Source organism: Lunatimonas lonarensis (genome assembly GCF_000390185.1).
Classification (GTDB): domain Bacteria; phylum Bacteroidota; class Bacteroidia; order Cytophagales; family Cyclobacteriaceae; genus Lunatimonas; species Lunatimonas lonarensis.
This window is the reverse complement of record NZ_AQHR01000112.1, coordinates 76,635-102,971: the sequence shown is the minus strand read 5'-3', so window position 1 is coordinate 102,971 and position 26,337 is coordinate 76,635. Positions and strand designations below refer to the sequence as shown.

Here is a 26,337-nt window from a genome sequence, read left to right as displayed (position 1 = left end):
CCTAAAGCTACTTCTATGATCTATGATTCCATAATTGACACGATAGGCAACACACCGCTGGTGCGATTAAACAAACTGAATGCTGGAATCGAAGGCGAGGTCGTGGTGAAGGTGGAGTATTTCAATCCGGGAAATTCCATGAAGGACCGTATGGCGGTCAAGATGGTAGAGGATGCGGAAAAAGCAGGCATTCTTAAGCCGGGCGGAACCATCATAGAGGGTACCAGTGGCAATACTGGAATGGGGTTGGCCCTCGCTGCCATTGCCAAGGGTTATAAGTGTATTTTTACGATGGCGGATAAGCAATCCAAGGAAAAGATTGACATCCTGAGAGCTGTAGGAGCCGAGGTTGTGGTCTGCCCCACCAATGTCGCTCCGGAGGATCCGAGATCGTATTATTCAGTGGCAAAAAAGCTAAATGCTGATATCCCGAATTCCTTTTACCCCAATCAGTACGATAATCTTTCCAATTGGAAGGCCCATTACGAGACAACGGGTCCAGAAATTTGGAAGGATACAATAGGAAAGATCACTCATTTTGCCGCGGGCGTGGGTACTGGCGGTTCTATGTCCGGTACCGCCAAATTCTTGAAAGAGCAAAACCCTGCGGTAGTTTCTGTAGGGATCGATACCTATGGATCGGTTTTCAAAAAATACAAAGAGACGGGGATTTTTGATGAAGATGAAATTTATCCCTATTTAACGGAGGGGATTGGGGAAGATATCTTGCCCCAAAACGTAGATTTTGCAATGATCGACCTGTTTATCAAAGTCACCGACAAAGACGCTGCCGTTATGACCCGTCGCCTCGCCCGGGAAGAAGGATTGTTTGTCGGATGGTCATGTGGTTCAGCCGTTCACGGGGCCTTGGAGTTTGCCCGAGAACATCTGAAAAAGGGGGATTTGATGGTTGTCCTATTGCCAGACCATGGGACGCGGTACTTGGGAAAGGTGTACAACGATGATTGGATGCGAAATCATGGTTTTTTGGAAGATAAAACCTTCACCACTGCGAGGGATATTTTGAAGGGACGACCTCAAGAATACGAACTGGTGGTTGTTGGTAGAGACGCTACGGTAAAGGAGGCTATTTTCAAAATGAACCAAACAAGTGTGTCTCAGATTCCCGTTCTTGAGGATGGGCAGGTAATAGGGTCGGTTACCGATACCAAGCTTCTAAGCAAAATCATCGAAAGCCCGGAATTGAAAGACGCTTCTGTGCAGGAAGTCATGGAAGGGCCGATGAAGTTTGTCGCCTTGGATAGCACCTTGGATGTGTTGTCCAGTATGGTTGACAAAGAAAAGGCTGTTTTGGTACGAGACGAAAAACATCAGATACATATCATTACCAAGCACGACCTCTTGGCGGCAATTACAGGATAATCAGTTGACCTACGATTTGTTTTTTGAACCATGAACCACCGAAAATTAGATCAATTAATCGAAACGGGGTACGATTTCGATATACGGGAAGCCTTTGAAAACGGATGGAATATGTTTAGGACGTACCCTGCCTATTCCGCTGGTTTTACTTTCTTTGTGATTTTTCTCCAACTGTTTTTTCTAGTTTATCTTTCCGATTATGCTTTGTTGTTTGGGGTTTTCCTGGCTGCACCGCTTACAGCGGGCTATTTTTTGGCGGCGAATAAGATTACGCAGGGAAACCTTCTTATCTACCCGGATTTTTTCAAAGGGTTCCAGTATTATGTGCCCTTGATCGTAGTGAATCTGCTGGGTCAAATACTTGTAGCAGTAGGATTGATTGCATTGGTCATTCCAGGGATTTATCTTTTGGTCTGCTATCTTTTTTCCTCCCTTATGGTGCTGTTTGGAGGATTTGAGTTCTGGCAAGCGCTGGAAAACAGCCGTAAATTGATTCAGGTTAAATGGTTTAAGTTCTTTGTTTTTGGCCTATTTGCCGTGTTGCTAAATATTTTGGGAGCTCTGTTTTTTCTCGTCGGTTTGGCAATAACGATGCCGGTAACGTATTTTGCGATATACTACATCTTCGAGCAGGTAACCCGTGAGGTATTTGTCGAAGGAGTAGAAGAAAGTCAGGTTGGATAACCTTTGGTTCGAACTGACACCTTAATACGCGGCGGATTTAAATAATAGAGGAGTGTATGAGATAGTTACCGTTGTCGGACTCATTCAGGCCGTTTTTGGGGTGCTGATTTTTCTGACCAAGAGGCCAAAACACATTAGCTTTTCTTTTTTGGCAGGTTGGTTTGCGGTTATTGCCGTGTTTTTGGGTTCTTTTCTTTTGCCCTTCCAGGTAGTGGATTATTTTAAACCTGGTATATTTCCGATTCTCTTTCTTTTGGGGCCTTGTTTGTATTTTTACGTTTGTTCTCTGACTGTAGAAGATTTTACGCTGCACTACAGGGACCTAACCCATCTCTTGCCTTTCCTAATGGTCTCCATACATCGATCAACCATCCCTGTACTTCCGATTTTGGAACGGGCGGAAGATCCTGCTTACTTTTATAATAAGCTGTACTATTTTTTGTTTATCCTGTCGTTGTTGATTTATTGGCTTTATAGCGTGTTTCTGATTGTTCGATACCGAACGCGAATTCCGCTACACTTTTCCAATTATACCAGAAACAATTCATTGACGTGGATTGTCTTTGTGCTTTTGTTTTTCCTTTTTTTCTTTATGGCCGATTTTGTGTCTCAATTCGTTCGAATTGCCTGGGATATTGAGATCAAGCGTTTTTCATTGCTGCCGCTAAACCTAACTGTTTTTGTGTTTATCATGATCCTTTTTGGGATCAACCAAACGGTGGTTTACCAACCCAAAAAGAAGATAGGCTATCCCTCCGCTGAAGTGCGGCAGCCTGATGATTCTTTGTTAGGTAGTCAGCGCGAAAAGGATTTGGATGAGGAATTGGCTAGGCTAAATAATGTAATTGTCGACTATTTGGTAATCAAAAAGCCCTACCTAAATCCGGAGTTTAACCTGGATCAGATGGCTTCGGATCTTGACGTATCCCGCCATCGCCTATCACAGGTAATCAATACGGGGCAGAACAAGAATTTTCATCGATTGATCAATGATTACCGGATCAAAGAAGTAAAGGAAAGGCTGATAGACCCGGCCTACTCCCATTTTTCTGTATTGGGGATTGCGTTTGAGTGCGGGTTCAATTCTAAGTCGGCCTTTAATCGGATTTTTAAAGAGGAGACCGGATTAACGCCAAGTGAGTTCAAGCGGGTTACCTAAAGAAATGGAAAAGAGGTGCCAACTTATCCATTGGGACGATTCCCGTTCGTTTTGAGTCCATTTTTGCTCCACGTTTAGGTTCCATTGGATGCTTTTGCTCCGGCGGTAGCCACTATACATCAATAAACAATAACCTTTAATCGTATAATGTATGAGCTTTGTATTATCTCACCGAGATAAATCGGTGTATTGTTTTTTCCCCCATTACGTCTATTCGTGGTTTGCCGTTTTCGTGGGGGTAATCCTTTCTACAGCTTGTAGTGAGAAGGAAAGCTTTGAGCAACCCTCACTGGGCTACCGTACGGTGGCCATTTTGGAGGTCGATGGCTTCCAATTTAAAGACCTCAACCAAAATGGGCAGTTGGATGTTTACGAGGATTGGCGCTTGGATTCAGAGCAGCGAAGCAAGGACTTGCTTTCCAAAATGTCTCTGGAGCAGAAAGCTGGATTCATGATGATCAATTCCTTGAGCATGTTGGGTAGTAGAAAAGCAGCAGCCTCCGACGGTAAATATATGGCCAGTGACTTAGAAGAGGGGCAGGTCACCGAAGATCCATCCGCTCAAGGTAACAGGCAAAATTTTATAGGAGGTATGAATGCGGTTACCAGTACATCCCAGATGGTTCGTCAGTTTAACAACCGACATTTTATACTTCGCGCCAATGAGGGCGCAAGGATTATCGCAGAATGGAACAACAAACTCCAAGAGCTCTGCGAAAACGAGCCGCTGGGCATTCCAGCCATTATCACATCAAATCCACGAAACCACATTACGTCCAATGCCTCTGTTGGGACTGCTTTGGATGCGACGGTATTTACCGCCTGGCCGGGGGAATTGGGCCTTTCCGCTACCAGAGACCTAGGATTGATTAGGGAATTTGCGGACTATTCCAGACAGGAATGGCACGCAGCAGGCATTCGAAAAGGGTATATGTACATGGCTGATTTGGCCACCGAACCTCGCTGGTCGCGGGTAAACGGCACATTTGGAGAAGATCCTGAATGGGTGGCTCAGATTATCACAGAAATAGTGCTGGGCTTCCAAGGAAAGAAACTCAATGATGAATCCATCGCTCTTACCATGAAGCATTTCCCGGGAGGAGGGTCCGGGAGGAATGGGCAAGACTCCCATTTTGAATGGGGTAAGGAGCAGGTTTTTCCCGGCGGACGTTTTTACGACAACATGCTGCCGTTTCGGGCAGCTATTGACGCGGGTACCTCCGCAATAATGCCCTACTATTCGATGCCGGTGGGTACCGAGTTCGAAGAAGTAGGATATGCCTTTAATAAAGGAGTACTAACCGGATTGTTGCGTGGTGAATTGGGGTTCAAAGGCATCGTCAATACCGATACTGGACCCATTACCCGCATGGCATGGGGAGTAGAGGAATTGTCAATCGCAGAGAGGTATAAAAAGGCGATCGAAGCCGGTTCAAATATCATCTCGGGAGTTTCGGATCCTTCTGATTTGATCGCGGTGGTGAAAGACGGACAGTTGGACATGGAATACATTGATCAGTCGGTATTTTTGTTGCTACGGGAGAAATTTGATTTAGGGTTGTTCGAAAACCCCTACGCGGATCCTGACTACGCGGATCAGCTGGTGGGTAGCGAACGTTTTAAGGAGAAATCTACCCTCGCTCTTCGAAAGTCTATCGTGTTACTCCGAAATGAAGAACAGGCATTGCCCTTAAAGGCAAATACAAAGGTTTATTTTGAGACCTTCAAGGCTCCGGGTCGGGGGGAACGGTCAGCTCAGCAAACGGTTTTGATTGAAAACGAAGCGGGTTATGAGTTGGAATTCGTAGCCACTCCGGAGGAGGCGGAGGTAGCGATACTTTGGATGGTACCTTCAAGTTCGCTGTTTAACTCCACAGGGGATCCCATTTCCCTCTCTCTGTCGAAGGCGTCAATCAATGTGGAGCGGGTCAATCAAATTTCCCAGGCTTTACCGACCCTGTTGGTGGTTGATTATACTAATCCCTGGGTCATAAACGAAGTATACGACGATGCGAACAAAGGAAATGTACGTGGAGTCTTGGCCACATTTGGTACCACACCCAAAGCGCTTTTGGATGTATTGACTGGAAAGTTTAATCCGCAGGGTAAATTGCCCTTTTCCACCCCCATTTCTGATGAGGCGGTTGAAAACAACTTAGAGGATGTGCCCGGGTATTTGGAAGGTGCCGGATACGCCTTGTTTCACTATAAGGAAGGACTGAGCTATTAATTTTTGGTTTATGTTGGATATTCCTGAGCCGGCGCAGCAATGTTGCCGGCTTTTTTCGTTTCTAAAATTTTACCATTTCTTATCGATTCTTAGGATTTTTTGAATTCGCTGATAGGATGCTGTATCTTGCGACCCAAAATGTACTATTACTAACTAATTCTTTATTCATGCTTAGAAGCAAGTTATTTGAAAGCAGATGGTTTTTACGCCTGAAGCTAGTTGCATTGGCATCTTTCGTAGGATACGGAGCCCAGGCCCAGTCCGAAGTTGTTCCCTTAGATCGGCTGGATTTTTTCAAGTCGCCGGGCAAAAGCTGGGCCATCGTGGGCAATGTCCATGCTGATTTGGAGGAGGCAGGCATCCTGACCGCTTCAAAAGGATCGGGTGTTTTGGCAAATATTCCAACGAAGCGCCAAAAAGGTGAAGATCTGTTTACAAATGAAACGTTTGGCGATCTGGATTTGGAAGTGGAGTACCTGATGGCAAAGGGTTCAAATTCAGGAATCTACCTGCAAGGGATGTATGAGGTTCAGCTTTTGGATAGCTGGGGACGAGCCGTGGCCCGTTCGGGAGACAATGGAGGGATTTATGAGCGCTGGGATGACTCCAAACCGGACGGACTTAAGGGGTATCAGGGCTATGCACCACGCCAAAATGCGAGCAAGGCACCTGGACTTTGGCAACACCTGAAGATATCCTTTCAAGCCCCTCGATTTGATGGTGAGGGAAATAAAGTGGCCAATGCACGTATGCTACGCGTTGAACTGAATGGGGTACTCATTCACGAAAATGTGGAGCTATTAGGCCCTACTCGTGGTGCCATGTTTGCTGAGGAAGTTGCCAAAGGCCCGCTACGTATTCAGGGAGATCATGGGGCAGTGGCTTTTAGAAACCTAAAAATAACCACCTTTGACAATCCTGTACCCACGCTTTTTGATCTTTCCTATGAGCTGTATGAGGGAACCTTTCGTGAACCTGCCGATTTAAGTTCATTGCAGCCGACCATTTCTGGCATTGCAGCCGTGCTCACTGGAAATGTTCGTAGTAAATCCAAGCAGTTTTTGTTGAGGTATACTGGAAAGGTACGTATAACTACTCCCGGTACCTATCAAGTTGGCCTGCAAACGCCGGGAGGCGGAGGACTCCTGAAAATCAATGGTGATGAGGTAGTCGGTTTAGTACAGAACGGAGGTAGAGGCCAGGTAGAATTGCCCGCGGGTGAACATGCGTTGGAGTTGATTTACGCTAAGTTTCAGGACTGGGTTGAACCTGGCTTGGGATTGACACTTTCAGGGCCTGGACTTCGTGAAGTGCAATATAGCCAGAGTGCCACGGCAGCTCGAGGAGGTGCAGATCCTATTCCAGTGGATCCCCGAGAGCGTCCCGTATTGAGAAGCTTTATGGATATTCCAGGACGGGTTAGGGTTACCCACGCGGTTTCTGTTGGATCTGAGGAGGCTGTACATTATACATATGATATGGCCCACGGTAACTTGGTACAGGTTTGGAGAGGGAATTTTCTGGACGCCACTCCTATGTGGAACAGTCGCGGAGATGGGTCATCCAGGCCAACCGGAGCTTTGGTGCATTTGGGATCCCCATCTTTCTCGGTGGCCAGATTGGCTTCGGAATCAGCTGAGTGGGTTTCCGATTCTACCGGAACAGGGTTTAAACCTAAGGGATATAGGGTTTTGGGTAAGCCAAACCACTTGGCTTTTCAGTATCATGTCCATGGTGCACAGGTGGAAGATGAAGTGGAGATTCTTTCCAATGGGCAAGGTGTGAGTCGAAGGATATCGGTAAAAAATGGATCTCCGGATTTGTTTATACGCGTTGCCTCCGGCGATTCCATTCAAGAGCGGAGAGAGGGGCTTTTTATAGTAGATGATAAAGTTTACTATGTAAAAGTCGCTAGCGGAAAAACCCAGCTGAGGACCATTTCCGGTAAGTCTGAATTACTGATTCCGGCAACAGATGAGGTTTCCTATTCCATATTGTTTTAGTATGTTTAATAAAGTAGTAGAAAAATGAATTACATAAAAAGGTTTATATTGGGACTTTGTCTGATTTGGTGCGGGTCTACCTTCGTCCTAGCTCAGGAATCCCCCATGGAGGAGGATTACTTTAAAATACTTCGGGTGAGCAGCCCTGAGGGAACTCTTCTTGAAGTAGGGGGGCTGGCCATGTTGCCAAACGGAAACTTGGGAGTGTCTACCCGACGAGGAGATGTTTACATAGTCGAAAATCCAACCAGTCCCAGACCCTATTTCCGAAAGTTTGCAAGTGGTCTCCATGAAATACTTGGATTGGTGTACAAGGATGGGGCCCTTTATTGTGCGCAGCGGGGTGAGCTTACCAAGTTGATTGATTCAAACCATGACGGCGTTGCCGACATTTACGAAACAATTCATGCCTGGCCTGTCTCAGGGCATTACCATGAGTACAGCTTTGGTCCGGTCATCGGAAAAGATGGAGATTTTTTTGTTTCCGGGAATGTGGCCTTTGGTAATGAAGAATGGTGGCGGGGCGAAAGCCGGGTTCCCTATCGGGGATGGATTATGAAGATAAAGGAAGACGGTTCTTTGCTTCCTTGGGCTACAGGCATGCGTTCGCCGGCGGGTTTAGGCATCATCGACGGGGAGTTGTTTTATACAGAAAATCAAGGAGATTACATGGCTTCGGGAGGGATTTGGCATATTAGGAGAGGGACGTTCGCCGGACATCCCGCAGGTTTACGATGGACGGATCTTCCTAATTCGCCCCTAAGGCTTACCACCACTGAGTTTAACCAAGTGGTGGATCCGCGTCAGGTTCGAAACGAGCAAGGTAGGATGATAAAGCCAGAGAACGTGGTAGACGAAACATACCTTACGATGTTTGAAGCAAAGAAAAAACTTCCTGACCTAAAGCTTCCCGCAGTGTGGTTTCCTTATGGAATTCACGGTATCTCTACTTCGGAGCCCATCAAGATTCCCGATGGGAACATGGGACCATTTGGCGGGCAGATTCTTGTCGGTGACCAGGGACAAAGTAAGATTATGAGGGTCTTTATGGAAGAGGTAAACGGAGAGCTTCAGGGAATGGCAATCGATTTCCGCAGTGGTTTTCGGTCTGGGGTGCTTCGTATGGCTTGGGCACCAGATGGATCCTTGTTTGTTGGAGAGACCAATCGAGGTTGGGGGTCAGCCGGGGATGCAAACGAAGGGTTGGAACGATTGGTTTGGACCGGAGAGGTTCCCTTTGAAATACGCACTGTAAAAGCTATGCCGGATGGTTTTGAGGTCGAGTTTACGAAGCCCGCAGACCGAAAGTCATTGGAGGACTTGGCTTCCTATTCCGTCTCTAGCTTTATATATAAGTACCATCCCGTATACGGTAGTCCTCCCGTAGATAACCAACAGGCCACTGTAAAGGGGGTAAAGGTTTCTCCCGACAACACCAAAGTTCGAATCGTAGTGGAGGGTTTAAAGCAGTACTATATACATCACCTATACTTGGATGGGGTGAGGGAAGAAAACACCTCCTATTCCCTGGTTCATCCATCTGCTTATTATACCTTAAACAATATACCTTCAGGTGCAGCTTTGGCTAATGGCGAGTTGACAACCTTTGATTCACGGGTGAAAATAGAAGCTTCAAAGCCTGTTGATGCAGCAAAAGCAACTACCCCGGTAAAAGCTTCGGCTGCCGCCCCGGCCAAGGTTTCACAGGAAGAGGAACTTACCTTTGAGGTGATACAGCCCTTATTGGCTAAAAATACCTGCATAGCCTGTCACAATAAGGATACCAAGCAGGTAGGTCCAGCCTATGTCGACGTCGCAAAAAGAAATTACACACCGGAGCAGATTGTGGAGCTGATCCATACCCCACGTCCAGAAAACTGGCCTGAGTATGCGACACCCATGCCTCCAATGCCTCATGTGCCACGTGAGGAAGCGTTAAAAATCGCCAAGTGGATCACTTCATTGAACAAATAAAAATCAAAAGAGCAGGCATTTTTTGGCCTGCTCTTTTGATTTCTGCCATGTGGAAAGTGTGTTTTTTCCTCAATACACGACCAAACAAGAAAGCCGGGACAAATTTGAGCCCGGCTTATATCTTATTTTGAAAGGAATTTTTCCACTATGGTAGGCGTAATTCCCGAGAAGGAGTACCCGCCATCGTGAAAGAGGTTTTGCATAGTTACCATTCTCGTATAATCCGAAAACAGTGTGATGATATACTCGGCGCAGGCTTCGGCCGAGGCATTGCCCAATGGCGACATCATATCCGCAAAATCGAAGAAATCATCAAAGCCATTGATGCCAGATCCTGCCGTGGTTTTGGTAGGTGATTGTGAAATGGTATTTACACGAACTTTCTTTAATTGTCCGTACCGCTGTCCATAGTTTCGCGCGATGCTTTCCAATATAGCTTTTGCTTCCGACATGTCACTGTAGAATGGGTAGGCCCGCTGTGCAGCGATGTAGCTTAGTCCAACCACTGAGCCCCATTCGTTGATGAAGTCTTTCTTTTCGGCTACCTGAAGCATTTTATGGAATGAGATAGCGGATACATCATAGGACTTCTGCACCCATTCGTAATTTAGGTCTCCGTAGGGGCGTCCTTTTCGGACATTGGGCGACATACCAATGGAATGAAGGATGAAATCGACATTTCCACCCAAAAACTCCTTCGCTTCATCGTATAGTTTTTCGATATCTGTCACAGAAGTGGCATCTGCGGGTACGACTATGGTGTCGCATGCTTGGGCGAGCTCGTTGATGGCGCCCATTCTCATAGCTATAGGGGCGTTGGTGAGAACGAAGGTTGCTCCTTGTTCCTTGGCTTTAAGGGCTGTCTGCCAGGCAATGGAATTTTCGTCCAGCGCACCGGTAATGATGCCTTTTTTCCCTCTTAATAAATTTTCAGGCATAATATGTAGTTACTGTTTGGATGAGCGTTGGTAGTAGGAGTGACAAAAATAAGGAAATTTGTCTAGATTCCGCTTATTCTTCTGACTCCTAGGCGAAATTACCCGAGAGATCAGCCTCTAAGTAGCTCCTTGGCACTTTCGAAGGCACTGGGAGAAGGATTAGCACCTGCTATCATTTGGGCAATCTCTACAAGTCGTTCGGCTGGTTCCAGCACCTTTATTTTTGAAATGGTTTTTTCTTGGCTATTGTCTTTGAATACGTGGTAGTGTTTCTCGCCTTTTGCTGCCACTTGGGGGAGATGGCTGATGCAGATCACCTGATGCTTGGTAGCGATCCGCTGCATCATTTTGACCAGCTGTAGCGCAATTTCGCCTGAAATCCCTGTGTCAATCTCGTCAAAAATAAGCGTCGGGAGAGCTACTTTTTCGGCCATAATGTATTTGACCGCAAACATGAATCGTGCAAACTCACCTCCCGACGCCACCTGTGCCAGTGGCTGGGGCTTAACTCCCTTGTTGGCAGAAAAGAATATTTCGATAAGGTCTATGCCGCTTGGATCCGGGGTAGTCTCAGTTCGTTGTATAGCTACCTGCGCATTTTCCATCCCCAACTGTTGCAGCAGTAGTCGAAGATTCTCTGCAAACCCATCCAAACAACCGATTCGCTTTTTGGATAGTTTGGATGCCAATTGGATCATTTCTTTCCGGGAAGCATCCATCTCCTTCTTCAATCGACTCAGTTCATCCTCTAAATTATCAACCTGAAAGACTTTCTCGGCGAGTTCGCCAGCAAGCTGTATCAGCTCCTTTTCGCTACCCAACCCGTGCTTTTTTTGCAATTGGTATATGGCCGTAAGTCTCTCACGGGTTTCTTCGAGCTTGTCAAAGTCAATTTCCAGCGAATCATCTTCTTTGGCAAGGGAATACTGTATGTCCTGGATTTCGACGTAGGCCGATTGAAACCGCTCCTTTAACTCCGCAAACTGCTTTCCAAACCCTGATAGGTCATTCAAGGCTTGTGATACCACGCTAAGGCCCTTTAGGGCTCCCAGCTCTTCATGATCCAAATGGAGGATAGCCTCGTTGATTTTTGCCTTGATTTCTTCAGCATGTTCCAGCAGGGATTGCTGCTCCTCTAGCTCGACAACTTCCCCCTCCCGGAGATTCAAGGCATCCAGTTCATCTAACTGAAACCTGTTGTAATCTGCTTCTTTCCGTAAATCGGCTGCTTCTTTCACCCTTTTTTCGTAGGCGTTTTTGCGGGAAACGTAAGCTTTGTAAACTTTTAAATACGATGAGCGCTCATCGGCTGTTTGTGCATAACTGTCGATGAGTCCAAGTTGGTAGGGAGCAGCCCCGAGCAATAAGGTTTCATGTTGGGAATGGATATCAAGCAATGTTTTTCCCAGCTGCTTGAGGGTTTCTACCCGGACTGGTGTATCGTTGACAAAAGCGCGGCTCTTTCCGTTGGGCGATATCTCTCGGCGGATGATGCAGGTTTCATCGTAGTCCAGCTCTTCGGCATCAAAGAACTCTTTCAAGCCGTAGGAGCCAACAAGAAAAGTACCCTCAATGACACATTTCATTCCCTCGTCGTACAGTACTTTGGTATCCGCGCGGTTGCCCACCAATAGGCCGATGGCTCCCAGCATGATGGATTTTCCCGCTCCTGTTTCACCGGTGATCATATTGAGGCCTCTGGCTGGCGTCATTTCCAGTTGGCGTATCAATGCGTAATTTGAAATGGCAAGGTGCGTAAGCATAGCGCATTTTCGGTTTATTTGGAAAAAGTTACCCTTTCAGTATATCATTATACCTTCTGGCATTGTTCGGATCCACCCTCAACAGTACCTCTACGGCCTCTTGGCGAATTTCCAACGGTGCACTCTTCAGTACTTTACTGATCTCATCGGATTTGGCATCCATAAAACTAATGGTAAGAATACTGTTTGGCTGCACTTGGTTAGCCTCTGCCACTTTCTTTATGGCTTCCAGAATGTTTTTAAATGCTTCTTTTGGATTGGATACAAGCATATCCATGCCCCTGCGGTGATATAGGTAGTAGGCATCCCGAACGGGAACCATCACCTGAGAGGTAAAAAGATCGTTGGACAGCCAGTAGCGGTTTCGCCGGTCGGATTGGCTTTGGTTCCAACCTGGACGTGGGGACTGTTGTGCATTGGCCACGATATTGCTGGCGATTTCGAAATAGGGGTTTCCTCCCCGAGGGGCAAAAGAATCATAGTCTAGCCCCAGGGCAATATAGGCGTAGAAAGCCAACAGGGAGGTAACGTTATTCAGGTAAGAATATCGGTTAAATTCCATGGGTTGGGACTCTTGATATTCAAAAATCCAGTTCCGGTCGGCAAAGTTAAACATGAGGCTTTCATAGTTTGACCCATATACCGGACGAACTGTTTGGATCTGCACCGTGGCCACGAATACTCCCACTTGGGGCATGTCGTTAATGGTAATCAACAAGTTACCTTTGATCCGCTCCTCTGGGCGAAACTCATCGTCTGTCCAACTTCTTCCATTTAAAAATTGCTCAAAGGCAGTTTTCATGTTGTCAAAGATTTCTCGGTCTTGTGTTCGGGCACGCTCACTGTTGATGGTCACGGTAAAATTGAGCTGTTGGCCTGCTAGGTCGCCGGAAGAAAACAAGGTGGTTGATACCAATAGCGCGCCCGCTACGATTATAAATCGGGAGGCACTGAAATGAATAAGCATGTGATAAAAGAATTTCATTTGCCCAAACCACTAATTAGCTACAAAACTATAGATGGCGTCTACCCTAACTATAAGTAGAGGCATCTTTCCGGATCTGTTTTGTGAGTAAAGATAACAATAATACCGGTTTAATGCTAGGCTGGTTTGCGAAGGAGCTGCACGGCCATGTCAAGAATCTGTCCGGCTATCTGGGCCTTAGGGAGAACTTCTGAGGTCTGAGGTGGGGTAGTAGCGGTAATATAGGTGACCTTGTTGGTGTCTTTTTGGAAACCGGCACCCTCATCCCGAAGGGAGTTCATTACAACAAGGTCAAAGTTTTTTCGCTTGAGCTTTTCGGTTGCATTTTCCGTCTCGTTTTCTGTTTCCAGCGCAAACCCAACATGAACTTGGTGGTCTCTCTTTTGAGCACCAAGCGATTCGGCGATATCTACGTTTTTCTTAAGCTCAATTACCAATGAATCACCAATCTTTTTAAGCTTCTGATCGGCTATATGAATAGGACTGTAGTCTGCTACTGCTGCACTGAATATCGCTATATCTACAAACGGATGGATCTTTAGGCAGGCTTCGAACATTTCAACAGCAGACCGCACATTGGTTATGTGTATATTGGGGTGTGCGATAGTGAGCTGGGTCGGGCCTAAGATCAAATCTACCACAGCCCCACGTTTGGCTGCTTCGTGTGCGATAGAGATCCCCATCTTGCCACTTGAGTGGTTACTAATGTACCTTACTGGGTCAATGGCCTCTTGGGTTGGCCCCGCGGTAACGAGTAAGCGCTTTCCCGTTAGCGTGTGAGAATTGGAAAAAAGAATGGACAACGCATTCATGATTTCTTCGGGCTCCTGCATGCGGCCCTGTCCTGATAATCCACTTGCCAGTTCTCCGGAACTAGCATCCAGTACCGTTACCCCATGACTTTTTAAGGTAACCAAGTTTTGGGTTACAGCTGGATGGCGATACATATCCAAGTCCATGGCAGGAGCGACTACCACAGGGCATCTGGCTGAAAGATAAGTGGCTGTGAGTAAGTTGTCACTTTGACCCATGGCCATTTTGGACAGTGTGTTGGCGGATAGTGGGGCGACTAAAAAAACATCTGCCCACAGGCCAAGCTCTACGTGATTATGCCAATCACCGGACTTTTTATCAAAAAAATCGGTAAAAACCGGCCCCTTTGCCAGCGTCGCCAAGGTAAGGGGGGTAATAAAATCAAGAGCAGAAGTAGTCATTATGACCTTTACTTCTGCTCCATTTTTGATTAAAAGTCGTATGAGGGTAGCTACCTTATATGCAGCAATTCCACCTGTGACTCCAATCAGGATTTTTTTACAGCGGACAGACATCCTCTATTCCTCCGTCGCTTTCTCTTCTTCTGGATCTCTGAAAAAAACCTTGCCTTCCATAAATTCTTCCATTGCCAGGGAAGTAGGTTTTGGCATGCGTTCATAGAACTTGGAGATCTCGATTTGCTCTTTGTTTTCAAAAACCTCCTCCAGGTTATCGACCGTCGAAGCAAACTCAGAAAGTTTGTTGTTCAACTCCTCCTTCATATTGGAAGATATCTGCTTAGCTCGTTGCGAAATGATGTGGATTGACTTGTAAAGGTTTCCGGATTTTTCCGCGATTTTGTCCAAGTCTCTGGTAATAATGGATTGATTAGCAGCCATCGTTGTTTGTTATACCTTAAATTAATTTTCAGCACTTTTTAATGCGTCCGCAGCATCCCTGTTACGGGCTTCTTCTTCCTCTATCAGCCTTCTGGCTTCTGCGGTACGTTTTTCGTAGTCTTCTTTGAGTTTATAGTAGGACTCTAACTCGGTTTGGGTTTTACTTAGCAGGTTCGATACTTTTTTTCCGTACCCGCTTTCCGGAAACCTCTTGAGGAAATTCTCCCCAAAGGTGATCGTTTCTTTCAAGCGGTCTTCTTTTTTGGCGAAAACACTTCGCTCTGCATAGGCTAAGGAGACTTCAACTAACTTGAACCCCAGTTCTTCGTTGTACTTGCTGTCCGGGTAAGACTTGGCGAAATTTTGGAAATTGATAATGCAGGCACGATAAAATTCACCAGGGAACAAACCATCGGTCAGGCGGTAGTACATTTTTGATTCCTGAAATGCCTTTTCCTCAAATCTTTTTTGCAAGTCATCGATCATGCCCAACGCCCGCTCGTAGGAGTCGGATTCGGGAAATCTATTCATGAAAAGCTGTATGGCGTTCACCGCATCACGGCTGCTGCGCTGATCAAGGTTATAATCAGGAGAATCCAAATAAAGGGAATAGGCATTCATAAACAACGCTTCTTCCGCTAATGGACTCCGGTTGTAGGTGTCAAAAAAGGTCTTGAAATATCCGGCGGCCTCAATGTACCGCTTCGTCCTGAAGTGGGCATACGCATAATTAAACTCTGCCATTTCAGCTTTGCCACTTCCTCGGATCACTGGGAGGACCCGATCGTACAAAATGATAGCTTTATTGAATTCTTTTTTATCGTAATACCTGTTAGCTGCATCGTAGAGCTCATCCCAGTTGGTGCTCTTTTCCAGCTTGTAGAACTCTCCACAAGAGCTCAGGGCCAGAAGAAGGGAAAAGGTACCTACGAAGATGTGTATGCTGTTTTTCATAATGAATCTGCAAATGTAATCTTTTATCCGCTCGTTTTCAAGCGAAATGGATTTTATGGATAGTCGGGAGGGGATTATTTGTTTACAACGAGCTTTTTGGTGACAATATTTTTGTTATCCACAAAAATCGTGTAGAGGTACACGCCAGGATTTAGGCCAGTAACATTGATTTCAAGGGAGTTTTGCATAGGATCCAGGCGGAAATCATAAATTGGATTTCCAATGAAACTGGTAACTACCACGCGGGCGTTGACAGCAGGGTTTTTGATTTTATAATCCAACTGGGCTACCCGGTTAGTTGGGTTGGGAGAAACTCCGCCAAGTTCAAAGTCCTTGTGGCTGAAATAATCGTCACCGGCAGCCTCTACGGTATACACACTTTCAATCACAAAGGTATCTCTTGTGTTTTCAGCGTTGAAGAAATGGAAGTCGAAGGTTCCACGGGTCTCTATGATACCCAAGTCGAATTCTAGATATAGATCAGTGAAAATTTCCCCTGGTTTTAACTTGATACGGATTCTATGGGGTTCTTTGACCGGGTTGAAACAGCTGTTGTCCAAGCAAACTTTCATCGATTGGGAAGAACCTATGTTTCCCTGTGTAAACTTGAGGAAATATTCCTTTGTCTGGTCAGAATCGTTTTGAAGGATCAGTGATTTTCGTTGTTTTGTGTTTACCTTGCCTATGAACTCAATCTTTTCGCTGAGCACACGAACCTGTCTCGCCTCAGCCAACAGCTGGGAAAACAGCATTAGTGTTAACACAAACAGCAAAGAGGATTTCATGTAGAGTTCAATTATAGGCCCGTCAAATTTTAGATTGCCAATGACATTTGAATATACGTATAAAAATACCGAATGGGTTCCAGATTTGGAATAGTAAGCGGTTAAAAATTGTTAAGTTATTTAAAATTTTTTTGTTTCAGTTTCGTTCACCGATCCAAAAAAAAGGGTGAATAAGTAAAATAATGCCGATTACATCATTATTAGCTAGGGTTGTCCAATAATTTTTGTATTTCATCATTGTCAGGATAGATCAACTGCACATCGGGTTGGTTGAAAAAATTAAACGGGTCTTCCTCCCGTATTTTGGGTGTTCGCCAGTCATTTATAGTTTTCATCGTAGGGCGTTCGTCCTCACGCCACGAAAATCCCTTTAAAGCCTTTTGGTCATCCTTGATCATGTGAGGCGGGGTAAAGGAGGCTTCGGGTTTCAGGGTATGGGAAATCTTTGATACTTGTTTTTCACTAAAATGCATGATGATCCTACCACAAAGGAGTTTGTTTATGCCACGGAGGGTTGAATCGTTTTCCAACGCGAAATACAGCGATTCGCCATTTCCTTCCACGTCGAGCAATCTGATGTCCCCTTCTTCAAAATAGCCTGTCATTTTCCGGCCTTTGATCTGATTATAGTTGCTGACAGTATCCTTCGTGACGGCGAAGGCATTTCCCCTAAGCAGTGCTTTGTCAATGTCCTGATTGGCAAGTAAAATATGGACACTATCGGCGGTTATCTGGCTTTTGTTGTTCCAAAGAATCGGATCGCCAAAAAGGTAGATAGTCGAGTCGGCATACTTGTAAGCCATGGAGTCGGATCTACCGGCCAGCTCCGATTTGATCATACGCATATTTGGAAAGGCCAACAGAAAGCGTTCTTCCGGCATTTCACTGTCCTGCGATATGAGTGTATCGGCAACCATGAATAGGGTATCCATCTCGAAATACTTCCTTACCAAAGCATTTCCATATACTTTGGAGTATTGTATATCTTCCCAATACTTGCCATAATCGCCAAATACTTCTACGTTTCTTTCTTTGTTGTAAATACTGACATTTTCAAATGCCTCGTAGTATTGTTGCAGTTCGTCATAGAGAAGTATTTCACCGAAGACAGTGCTGGTTTCCGTCTCCACGTCCCCGTCGTAAAACTTGAATACCTTGTTTTCGGTATCGTAAAAACTGCCCCTTTTGGCATTTAGCTTGTTTCCTTCCGTGGATTCCACATTGGTGATGCCTTCGGTTTCGGCAATTTTGGTTTCCGTATAGTAAAACAGCACGTTAGAGCGCATGACATAATCGGGGTTTTCCAAAATCACATTTTCATTGAAGGTGATTTTGTCAAGTTGGGTTTGGTAGAGCCCCTTTTCGCTTGTGAGTACGTTGGTACTGTCGACTACTTTGCCTTCGTTGAAGTAATTTGCTTCGCCATTGCTCCGGTCGTAGTCCAAAAAATCCGTGTAAAGAGTTGTTTCTGCATTTTTGAAAACGACCGTATTCCTTAGTTTTGCCAGTTGCGTATTGCCATCGTATTCCGCATACCGGCTAGTGACAACAATGGGATCCTCTTGATCTTCGATTTTTACCCGACCAAACAGCTTGGCAAGGTTTTCCGGACCGTAAAAGTGAGCGGAGTCACAATAGATCAGGGAGTTTTGGTGTTTTAAGACAACACTGTCTTTTAATCGCTCAAATCCCCCACCTCCAAGTAGCCTATCGGCATGGAGTATTTCCAGTCTATTTTCCTTGCTTCCGCTCGTTTGGGCGTTGACAAGGTTCGCTCCCATGCTCCCGAGGAGTATCAATGGCACTAGAAACAAAAGGAGTTTGCCCATCCTAAAATTTTCAACGTAGCTGCAAAATTAGTAGAAAATGGTATTTTTGGCCTATGTTGGAATTATTTAAACGGCATGTTTTCCAAAAAGGTATTTTAGATGTCAAAAAGCATTATTTGTTGGCGATCAGCGCCGGGTTAGATAGTGTTGCCCTCGCGTACCTGCTTAAAGGTAGCGGTATCAGCTTTGGACTTGTACACTGTAACTTCGGGTTGCGAGGCAGTGCCAGCGATGGGGATGAGCACTTTGTGCGCGAGCTTGCAGGGCACTTCGGGACTGAGATTGTTGTCAGGCATTTCGATGTAGAGTCCTACAAGCAGGCTCATGGAGTGTCCACCCAAATGGCCGCAAGGGATCTTAGATATGCTTGGTTTCAAGAGCTAGTAGTTGAGTTGCGACCCGAGGGAATTTTGGTAGCCCATCATGCCGACGATCAGTTGGAGACGGTTTTGTTGAATCTGTTGCGGGGCACGGGTCTCGAGGGTGTGTATGGGATGAGTGATCGGAGGGAGTGGCTCATTCGCCCATTGCTGCCCTTTACCCGCAGTGATCTGCTGTCTTTTGTATTGGCAAATGACATTAAATGGCGGGAAGATTGTTCGAACCAAACTAGTGACTACAAACGGAATTTTCTTCGAAATGAGGTTTTGCCCTTACTTGAAAGCCATTTCTCGGGTTCACATGAGGCGTTGATGGGGAGCTTTGGGCGGATAAAGGATTCCGGTCAGGCTTTTTTTTACCTTTTTGAGGAGTGGAAAACCAAGTCGCTAATCCAAGAAGGTGACTTTACTTTCCTTGATCTGTCCAGTGTTTCCCAATTACCTGGGCGTAGCTCCATCCTTTACTATTGGTTGAGAACCCATGGGTTTAATTATTCGCAAGTGCGGGAACTAGTGGAGGCTATCGATGAAGGTCGGGTAGGCGTTCAGTTTAGAGCCGGAGGGTATGAAATCAACCTAGATCGATCGCAGTTAATACTTGGAGTCGAGATTTCCGATTTCAATGTTTTTTCAATTGATCGGCATGATATTGAATTTGAGCTTGGCGACAAGGCCTACGACCTGTTGACCCTGCCTGCCGAAAACGTGGATCTAGACCGAAAATCCAACAATGCCATGCTTGACAAGGAATCTCTCCATTTTCCCCTTTCTGTTCGTCCATGGCGCGAAGGTGATCGGTTTCGTCCCTTGGGTATGAAGCAGTATAAGAAAGTCAGCGATTTTTTGATAGATTTGAAAGTACCATTGATAATGAAACAACGGGTGCGGGTACTTTGCTCAGGGGAGGACATTGTCTGGGTAATCGGTTTCAGAGTGGATGACCGGTTTAAAGTAGGCGCCTATACCCGTGATATTCTGTATATAAAAGAGAAAGCAAAACATGTATAACCCTTTCAAAAAAAGCTACTCTGAATCAGAGCGCCGGCAGTTTGAGTTTCTTTCCAAAGTCAAGTTTTTTGAGCGTCTGAGGTATTCAGAGCTCGTACGTTTGCTGCCGGCTATCCACAGAAGAAAATACCTCAAAGGGGAGGTGGTTTTCTTTCGGAATGACCCAAGTCAGGCACTGTATATCCTTGAGAAGGGGAGGGTACACTTAAGCATTGACATCAAAGACAGCTTTGAAACCATTCTCCGGATAAATTCCGGAGAGGCATTTGGTGAAAATGCGCTTTTGGAAGGTTCAAAACGGATTTATACAGCGATAGTAGACTCCGAGGAGGCCTCCCTTTGGGTGATTCCAAACTATGCAATACTCGAGATATTTGAAAGCGATCCCAAGATCCAGGCCAAGATGATCACCTCGCTGGCTGAGTTTTACAACAACAATAATATCCGTCTTTTCAACTCCTATCAGAATTCGTACGGTTTTTTCAGCCTAGGTCAGATGTTCGAATAATTCAAACCTTTGCTTCATAAAAACGCTTTTCTTTGATAACTTAGCGGAAATTTTGAAAACCTCAAAAAAATCAAACTAAACCGATAGATCATGACTAAAGTAACCGTAGTTGGAGCAGGAAACGTAGGCGCCACGTGTGCCGATGTATTGGCCTACAAGGAAATCGCCGAAGAAGTCGTTCTGATTGACATCAAAGATGGGATAGCAGAAGGGAAGGCCCTTGATATATGGCAAAAAGCTCCCATCGATGTATATGACAGCAGGACGGTAGGCAGTACCAATGATTATGCAAAGACTGCGGGGTCTGACGTGGTGGTCATCACCTCAGGATTGCCACGAAAGCCCGGTATGACAAGAGACGACCTGATCGAGACCAACGCCGGTATCGTAAAGTCGGTCACCGAAAATGTCGTGAAGCACTCTCCAAATGCGATCATCATTGTCGTGTCCAACCCATTGGACGTCATGACCTACCAGGCCCATATTACCTCTAAATTGCCTAGGACAAAGGTGATAGGAATGGCTGGTATCTTGGACACTGCCCGATATAGGGCTTTTTTGGCAGAGGCACTTAACGTTTCTCCCAAGGAGATTCAAGCCATCCTAATGGGAGGACATGGAGACACCATGGTACCATTGCCAAGGTACACTACTGTGGGGGGTATCCCGGTTACCGAATTGATCGACAGTGAAAAGCTGGATGCCATCATTGAAAGAACTAAGTTTGGCGGAGGAGAGCTTGTGAAATTAATGGGTACCTCTGCATGGTATGCGCCAGGATCTGCTGCCGCCCAAATGGTGGAAGCCATCATCAAAAATCAGCGAAGAGTATTCCCGGTATGTATCAAGTTGGACGGGGAATACGGCATCGATGACTGCTACCTTGGCGTTCCTGTGATCCTTGGCAGAAACGGTGTTGAAAAGGTAATCGAACTGGATCTGAACGACGCAGAAAAGCAGTTGCTGGAAGTTTCCCGCTCGCACGTAAAAGAAGTAATGGATGTATTGGATAAAATCGGATCCAACTAATCCGTTTGGCAATTCGTAAACAACAAAAAATCCCAGCATAATCGCGGGGATTTTTTTGTTGATAGACTAACCAAAATAACTGAGTCCAACATTGCGCAACCTCAAACGATTCCTGTTTCTTTCACTTGCCCTATTGCTGGGTACCGCCGGCTTTTTGTTCTGGAAGAACGGTTTTTTCTACTCGAAGATCGATCCCTATCGGTTAATTCCCGGAAACAGTGTGTTTGTTTTTGAGACGCGCGAAGTTGTTAGGGAGTGGAATCAGTTCGTTTCCCAACCCTTTTGGAAAGGGCTTTCCGATATACCGGTATTGAAAAGTCTGGAGAGTCAATTGCTGCGCATGGATAGCCTTGCTGGGAAGGCGGGAGTGCTGGAGCGTACGTGGAGAGGCAAGCAGTTTTTGGTGTCTCTGCACCCAACGGGCAAAGAGGAGTTCGATTTCCTATTTGCAGTTGGATTTGAAGATAAAGGGGTTCCTGAACTGGTAAGATTACTTGAAAGCCATATTGCTCCCGAAAACCAACCAAAATCCCGTAATTATAGTGGAGTGACGCTTTGGGAATATCAGCCGGAGTTGTCGCAGAGAACCCTGACCTATGGGTTTTATAAAAATGTGCTGGTGGCGAGTTTTACATCTTTCTTGACGGAGGACGCCATCCGGACGGCTAAATCAGGGGATCACCAGGATTTCAAAGGTACCTACCCAAGATTGTTTCAGGGGAAACTCTCTGATGGAGACGTGGGACAGTTGCGAATCGCATCCAACGGCTTGGGACGTTTGATTCGTGGGGTATCTTCAATGTTGGGGGATGAATTGGCCGGTGATTTGGAGTCCATCGAATTCGGAGCAGTTTTGCGTCCGTCCTATTCGGAAAACACATTTTCTTTGATAGGATCCACCGTCAGTTTCGGTTCGGCAATAGTTGGCGACCCGTTGAATTCTGCTCCGTTGGCCAGCGAGGCATTTAATCAAATCAGCAATCGTACGGCGGTCATGAGAGTGTTGAATACACAACACATTCTGAAGGGAACGATGCCTGCTACACGGTCACACAAGGTCAAAAGTACGGTATATGCAGATGTACATCGTGAATTTGAGCACAGGGATTTTTTTGACGGGGTGTCAGAACAGGCGATTTACATGGCTTTGGAATCCCCCAATACAGAAGCGTTGGATCGCGTCCTGGTGCTTCCCGTTAAAAAATCCGGTCAATCTTTTCAACTAATTAAGGACTTTGTACAGGTCCTTTTGAAACAGGAAAATGTCCAACAGGAAATGGATTTCCATTTGGGAAAGGAAATCATCGGGATTGGGGTAGAGGCGTTTCCTCTGCATATATATAATGGGGTGTTTGATGGGTTTACCCGTACCTATGTCACGGAAGCAAATGGATATTTGGTATTCGCAAATTCGTTGCGGGTTTTGAAAAACTACCTTGACGACCTTTACAACGATAACACATGGGGGAAATCCGTTTCCAAAATGAGCTTTGCAAATCGTTTTAACGGTAACATACCCTTTGTCCAATGGGTCGACTTTCCGAAATTTTACAATCAGTTGGTACGGTCTACAACCCCGAATTGGTCTTCCGTATTTCAAAAACATGGAGCTAGTTTCGGTACGCTTTCTCTTTTTTCCTTTGAGGTTGGGACATCGAAATCCCTGGAAAATCTCCAGATCTCGTTTCAGTTTGGGGCTGGGGCAAACGCACCATCTGGAGCCTCGGCATTGACACTTTCGTCTTCGACTCGCTTTAATTTCCCGCTGTCCTTCGGTCCCACCGCACTTCGGAATTTTACAGACAGAAGTACCGAGTACCTTGTGCAAGATGAAAGAAACACCATTTATCTTGTGGGGCTCGAGGGTAATTTGGTATTTTCCCATGAGCTGGATTTCCCTGTTATCAGCGAGGTGTTTCAGATAGACTTTTATAAAAACGAAAAGCTTCAACTAATCTTTGCCTGCGAGGATGGGTTGTATGGTTTTGACCGATTGGGCAATCTGTTGCCGGGTTACCCCATTGCCCTTCCTCAGGGGCGTCGTCTTGCCTACATGAATTTAGTGGACTATGAATCAAATATGGAGTATCGATATTTTGTGGCCGATGAACTTGGTGATCTATACCTATTGGACAAAGAAGGCAGGTTACTTGAGGGATGGGCCCCAAAGCATACTTCGGGTCCACTCGCAGATCGGCCGGCCCATCATCGCGTGTTGGGCGTAGGCGATGTGATGGTTTCGCTCCATAAAAACGGTAGCATGGAATTGCTGACAAGACGCGGCGAGTCTAGGACAGGACATCCCCTAAAGCTGGGAGATGGCGTGTCTACCCAATACGGAATGACTGACAGGGGCGGATCCGCTTCCCAGTTGGTGACAGTAAATACCTCCGGAGAGGTGGTTTCGGTAAATTTTAACGGGGAGTTGACCTATCGAAGTCAACTATTGAGACCCGATCGTGAGACAAGCTTTCACGTGGTGAACAATCAACAGCGTGATGGCTTTCTGATTGTTTTGCATGAGTTTAATAAGATCACGGTATTGAACGCCAATGAGTCTCCGCTGTTCGAGTACCCGTTATTATCCGATGACCTTCATTTTCAATGGTTTTCCTTTGGCTACGAAAAGGACGTATTCGCGGTTGTAGACCGTGTGCAGGAATTTTGCTATTTATTTGACCTTAAAGGGGACTTGCTCATCGCCAAGCCCATAGAATCCACCGGCCCCATTTCAGTAACCTATTCAGCCCTTAGGAACGAGTATATAATTGCGTTGATTTACGCCAACCAACTAAGGACGTATAAGCTTCCGCTGTAAAAAGCTAGGCCGGCCTAGCTATATTAATTAAATTTGCCGGCTGATTGCAGTTTCCAGAGAAATCCGTAGAAGTTTTTAAATCGGTAAAATCAACTTAATCGAAAGGTATGAAGAGTACTGGATTGACATTGTTGTCGTTATGCTGTTTTCTCCTTTTTTGGTCTGTCCCTGCACAATCGCAGGTATTCGATTCATCGGTTCCTTTTGTCGTAGATTCTACCGATTTCAATAACCTTAGCACGCCCTATCATACTACTCTCACTTTCTTTTATAATCTTCAAGAAGAAACCTTTGACCCGGAAGTTTCTGGCCGGGCATTGAATATGAGCCGCCTCACGAACAAAGACGCATCAAACCTGGCGGTGAAATTGAAGCAGGTATTTGATGGAAGGGGAGTGTATGTCCGAATTGGGGAGGTTCCGGTGGACGCGAATTTTATCGATACGCTTCGGAACGGCCAAATGCGGTATTTTTTTGACGAGCAACGCTTGCCGGGTGTATTTTTGGAGAAGGTTGGACAAGCCTGGTTGTTTTCAAGTTTTACGGTTGGGCAGATTGAGGAGCTGCATCTGGAAACCTATCCTTTGGGCACCGATAGACTTTTGAATTTACTGCCTAAAATCGGGAATGAAGTGTATTTCGGTCTTCATTTATGGCAATTGGTGGGCATGTTTTTATTGCTGTTGCTCATTTTTATCAGCCACCAAGTCTTCACGATTGTGGTGGATCGGGGTGTTTACTACATTCTGATGAAAGCAGGCTACGGAAAGATGGCCAAAAAGTACCTGTTACCAGTAGCACGGGTCGTAAGTATCTATTTGATTGTGTTGCTTTTGGCCGTTTTCCTCCGGGTACTTCAATTGCCTATTTTGGTGATTTCATGGGTGACCGTGCTGCTAAATGCCGTCAAACCTCTATTGGTTACCATCATATTTTATAAGCTCGTCAATCTGCTCTCGTCATATCTGGAAAGTATGGCGGCAAAGACGGTATCCACACTGGATGATCAGTTGGTGCCGTTGGTTCGAAAAACCCTGAAGACCTTTGTTATTGTAGTTGGGACGCTATTTATCCTTAAAGATGGGCTTCAGCTTGATATTGTGCCATTCCTTACGGGGCTATCTATAGGTGGTTTGGCGTTTGCTCTTGCGGCACAGGATACGATCAAGAATTTTTTTGGATCGGTCATGATTTTTATTGATAAGCCTTTTCAAGTGGGAGATTGGATTACCAGTGGGGATGTGGATGGAACGGTGGAGGAAGTAGGGTTCCGGTCAACGCGGGTTCGGACTTTCCGTAATTCTTTAGTGTATATTCCAAACGGAAAGATTGCCGACGCGACGATTGATAACCATGGGCTGAGGAAATACAGGCGTTTTTCTACGCATATCACAATTACCTATGATACACCGCCTGAGCTGATCGAAGTATTTGTGGAAGGATTAAGGGAAATGGTAAGGCGGCATCCCCATACGAGAAAGGATTTTTTCCATATCTACCTTAACAATTTATCTGCTTATAGCCTAGATATCATGTTTTATGTGTTTTTCGAAGTACCTAGCTGGGGAGAGGAACTCAAGGCGAGGGAGGATATGCTGATGGCTACCATTCGTCTTGCTAATCAACTTGGGGTTCGGTTTGCTTTTCCTACACAAACGTTGCATATGGAGACTTTTCCGGAAAAAAAGGGCCTAAATCCAACCTATTCTGATGATAGGGAGGCTTACCAGAAAAAATTAGCTCAATTTATTAGCAAGGAATCCGGAACCACAGGCAGAATTTGACGTATAGTGGGTAGTTTTATAGGGCTAAAACTACGTTGATATTAATCATTTTCCCTATTCGGTGTGCAGGTTCAGCCACCAGCGGATTTGATAAGAATTAAACTGCTGATAGCAAACCCCAGCCTTAAGATTTATGCCATGCCATAAAACGGTTTTAAGATCTTAGCTAGAAGGGGGATGAGGACATAAAAAAAAAGCACCCTGAATACAGGATGCTTTAGAAGAGGTCGAGAGCGGATTCGAACCGCTGTACAAGGTTTTGCAGACCTCTGCCTAGCCACTCGGCCACTCGACCCTGATGTAAGGGAAGGCAAATGTAGGGAGAAAGAAATTGGTTGTCAACTGTGGTGCAGATAAATTTGTGCCTCCCCGGGGAAAAGCCTGTTTGGGAATGGCTTTGAATAGTGAGGTTTTCCTAACTGGAATGAAACTATAAATTAAGGATGTAGGGTAGCTGTTTAAATAATTATT

The 26,337-nt window shown here is 45.6% G+C and carries 19 protein-coding genes and 1 tRNA gene; 11 read left to right on the top strand and 9 right to left on the bottom strand.

What is annotated here, in order from left to right; all coding sequences use genetic code 11:
* Nucleotides 1-15: 15 nt before the first annotated feature.
* The 6 genes from ADIS_RS20645 to ADIS_RS20620 all read left to right on the top strand — a co-directional run bounded on the left by ADIS_RS20645 (nucleotide 16) and on the right by ADIS_RS20620 (nucleotide 9,433).
* Nucleotides 16-1,383 (top strand): pyridoxal-phosphate dependent enzyme, encoded by a 1,368-nt coding sequence (locus tag ADIS_RS20645; RefSeq protein ID WP_010856670.1) that lies wholly within the window; start codon nucleotides 16-18, stop codon nucleotides 1,381-1,383.
* A 30-nt stretch (nucleotides 1,384-1,413) separates the two neighbouring features.
* Complete coding sequence (locus ADIS_RS20640; protein ID WP_010856669.1) at nucleotides 1,414-2,067, top strand: DUF2189 domain-containing protein; 654 nt, start codon at nucleotides 1,414-1,416, stop codon at nucleotides 2,065-2,067.
* A gap of 52 nt (nucleotides 2,068-2,119) precedes the next feature.
* Complete coding sequence (locus ADIS_RS20635) at nucleotides 2,120-3,226, top strand: helix-turn-helix domain-containing protein (RefSeq protein WP_010856668.1); 1,107 nt, start codon at nucleotides 2,120-2,122, stop codon at nucleotides 3,224-3,226.
* Nucleotides 3,227-3,377: 151 nt separating this feature from the next.
* Nucleotides 3,378-5,456 (top strand): glycoside hydrolase family 3 protein, encoded by a 2,079-nt coding sequence (locus ADIS_RS20630; protein WP_155907653.1) that lies wholly within the window; start codon nucleotides 3,378-3,380, stop codon nucleotides 5,454-5,456.
* A gap of 167 nt (nucleotides 5,457-5,623) precedes the next feature.
* Nucleotides 5,624-7,459, top strand: coding sequence for a 3-keto-disaccharide hydrolase (locus ADIS_RS20625; protein ID WP_010856666.1), 1,836 nt, complete (start codon nucleotides 5,624-5,626; stop codon nucleotides 7,457-7,459).
* 24 nt (nucleotides 7,460-7,483) lie between these two features.
* On the top strand, nucleotides 7,484-9,433 hold the full coding sequence (locus tag ADIS_RS20620) for a large, multifunctional protein (RefSeq protein WP_010856665.1): 1,950 nt from the start codon (nucleotides 7,484-7,486) through the stop codon (nucleotides 9,431-9,433).
* Between the two features lie 122 nt (nucleotides 9,434-9,555).
* On the opposite strand, the gene ADIS_RS20615 is transcribed toward ADIS_RS20620, so the two are convergent.
* The 8 genes from ADIS_RS20615 to ADIS_RS20580 form a co-directional block, all read right to left on the bottom strand.
* Complete coding sequence (locus tag ADIS_RS20615; RefSeq protein WP_010856664.1) at nucleotides 9,556-10,371, bottom strand: enoyl-ACP reductase FabI; 816 nt, start codon at nucleotides 10,369-10,371, stop codon at nucleotides 9,556-9,558.
* Nucleotides 10,372-10,481: 110 nt separating this feature from the next.
* Entirely contained in the window at nucleotides 10,482-12,134 is a 1,653-nt protein-coding gene (gene recN / locus ADIS_RS20610; protein WP_010856663.1) for a DNA repair protein RecN, read from the bottom strand.
* A 28-nt stretch (nucleotides 12,135-12,162) separates the two neighbouring features.
* Nucleotides 12,163-13,119 (bottom strand): type IX secretion system protein PorD, encoded by a 957-nt coding sequence (porD, locus tag ADIS_RS20605; protein WP_238325469.1) that lies wholly within the window; start codon nucleotides 13,117-13,119, stop codon nucleotides 12,163-12,165.
* Nucleotides 13,120-13,235: 116 nt separating this feature from the next.
* A complete protein-coding gene (gene coaBC / locus ADIS_RS20600) occupies nucleotides 13,236-14,447 on the bottom strand; it encodes a bifunctional phosphopantothenoylcysteine decarboxylase/phosphopantothenate--cysteine ligase CoaBC (RefSeq protein WP_010856661.1) in 1,212 nt (403 codons plus the stop codon).
* 3 nt (nucleotides 14,448-14,450) lie between these two features.
* Nucleotides 14,451-14,771 carry a DNA-directed RNA polymerase subunit omega gene (locus ADIS_RS20595; protein WP_010856660.1) on the bottom strand — a complete coding sequence of 107 codons (321 nt, stop codon included), beginning with the start codon at nucleotides 14,769-14,771 and terminating at the stop codon, nucleotides 14,451-14,453.
* A 21-nt stretch (nucleotides 14,772-14,792) separates the two neighbouring features.
* Nucleotides 14,793-15,725 carry an outer membrane protein assembly factor BamD gene (locus ADIS_RS20590; protein WP_010856659.1) on the bottom strand — a complete coding sequence of 311 codons (933 nt, stop codon included), beginning with the start codon at nucleotides 15,723-15,725 and terminating at the stop codon, nucleotides 14,793-14,795.
* A gap of 74 nt (nucleotides 15,726-15,799) precedes the next feature.
* A complete protein-coding gene (locus ADIS_RS20585; RefSeq protein ID WP_010856658.1) occupies nucleotides 15,800-16,510 on the bottom strand; it encodes a T9SS type A sorting domain-containing protein in 711 nt (236 codons plus the stop codon).
* A 200-nt stretch (nucleotides 16,511-16,710) separates the two neighbouring features.
* Nucleotides 16,711-18,291 carry an OstA-like protein gene (locus ADIS_RS20580; protein WP_238325468.1) on the bottom strand — a complete coding sequence of 527 codons (1,581 nt, stop codon included), beginning with the start codon at nucleotides 18,289-18,291 and terminating at the stop codon, nucleotides 16,711-16,713.
* Nucleotides 18,292-18,392: 101 nt separating this feature from the next.
* On the opposite strand from ADIS_RS20580, the gene tilS reads away from it, so the two are divergent.
* From tilS to ADIS_RS20555, 5 genes are all read left to right on the top strand, one after another.
* Nucleotides 18,393-19,727, top strand: coding sequence for a tRNA lysidine(34) synthetase TilS (gene tilS, locus ADIS_RS20575; RefSeq protein ID WP_010856656.1), 1,335 nt, complete (start codon nucleotides 18,393-18,395; stop codon nucleotides 19,725-19,727).
* Nucleotides 19,720-20,235 (top strand): Crp/Fnr family transcriptional regulator, encoded by a 516-nt coding sequence (locus tag ADIS_RS20570; protein ID WP_010856655.1) that lies wholly within the window; start codon nucleotides 19,720-19,722, stop codon nucleotides 20,233-20,235. The genes tilS and ADIS_RS20570 overlap by 8 nt, the downstream gene beginning before the upstream one ends.
* Before the next feature lie 90 nt (nucleotides 20,236-20,325).
* Nucleotides 20,326-21,264, top strand: coding sequence for a malate dehydrogenase (gene mdh / locus ADIS_RS20565; RefSeq protein WP_010856654.1), 939 nt, complete (start codon nucleotides 20,326-20,328; stop codon nucleotides 21,262-21,264).
* A gap of 91 nt (nucleotides 21,265-21,355) precedes the next feature.
* Entirely contained in the window at nucleotides 21,356-24,082 is a 2,727-nt protein-coding gene (locus ADIS_RS20560) for a hypothetical protein (RefSeq protein WP_010856653.1), read from the top strand.
* Between the two features lie 107 nt (nucleotides 24,083-24,189).
* Complete coding sequence (locus tag ADIS_RS20555; protein WP_010856652.1) at nucleotides 24,190-25,866, top strand: mechanosensitive ion channel family protein; 1,677 nt, start codon at nucleotides 24,190-24,192, stop codon at nucleotides 25,864-25,866.
* A gap of 224 nt (nucleotides 25,867-26,090) precedes the next feature.
* Here the strand turns inward: ADIS_RS20555 and ADIS_RS20550 are convergent.
* Nucleotides 26,091-26,161 (bottom strand) — tRNA-Cys (locus ADIS_RS20550).
* Between the last annotated feature and the right edge of the window lie 176 nt (nucleotides 26,162-26,337).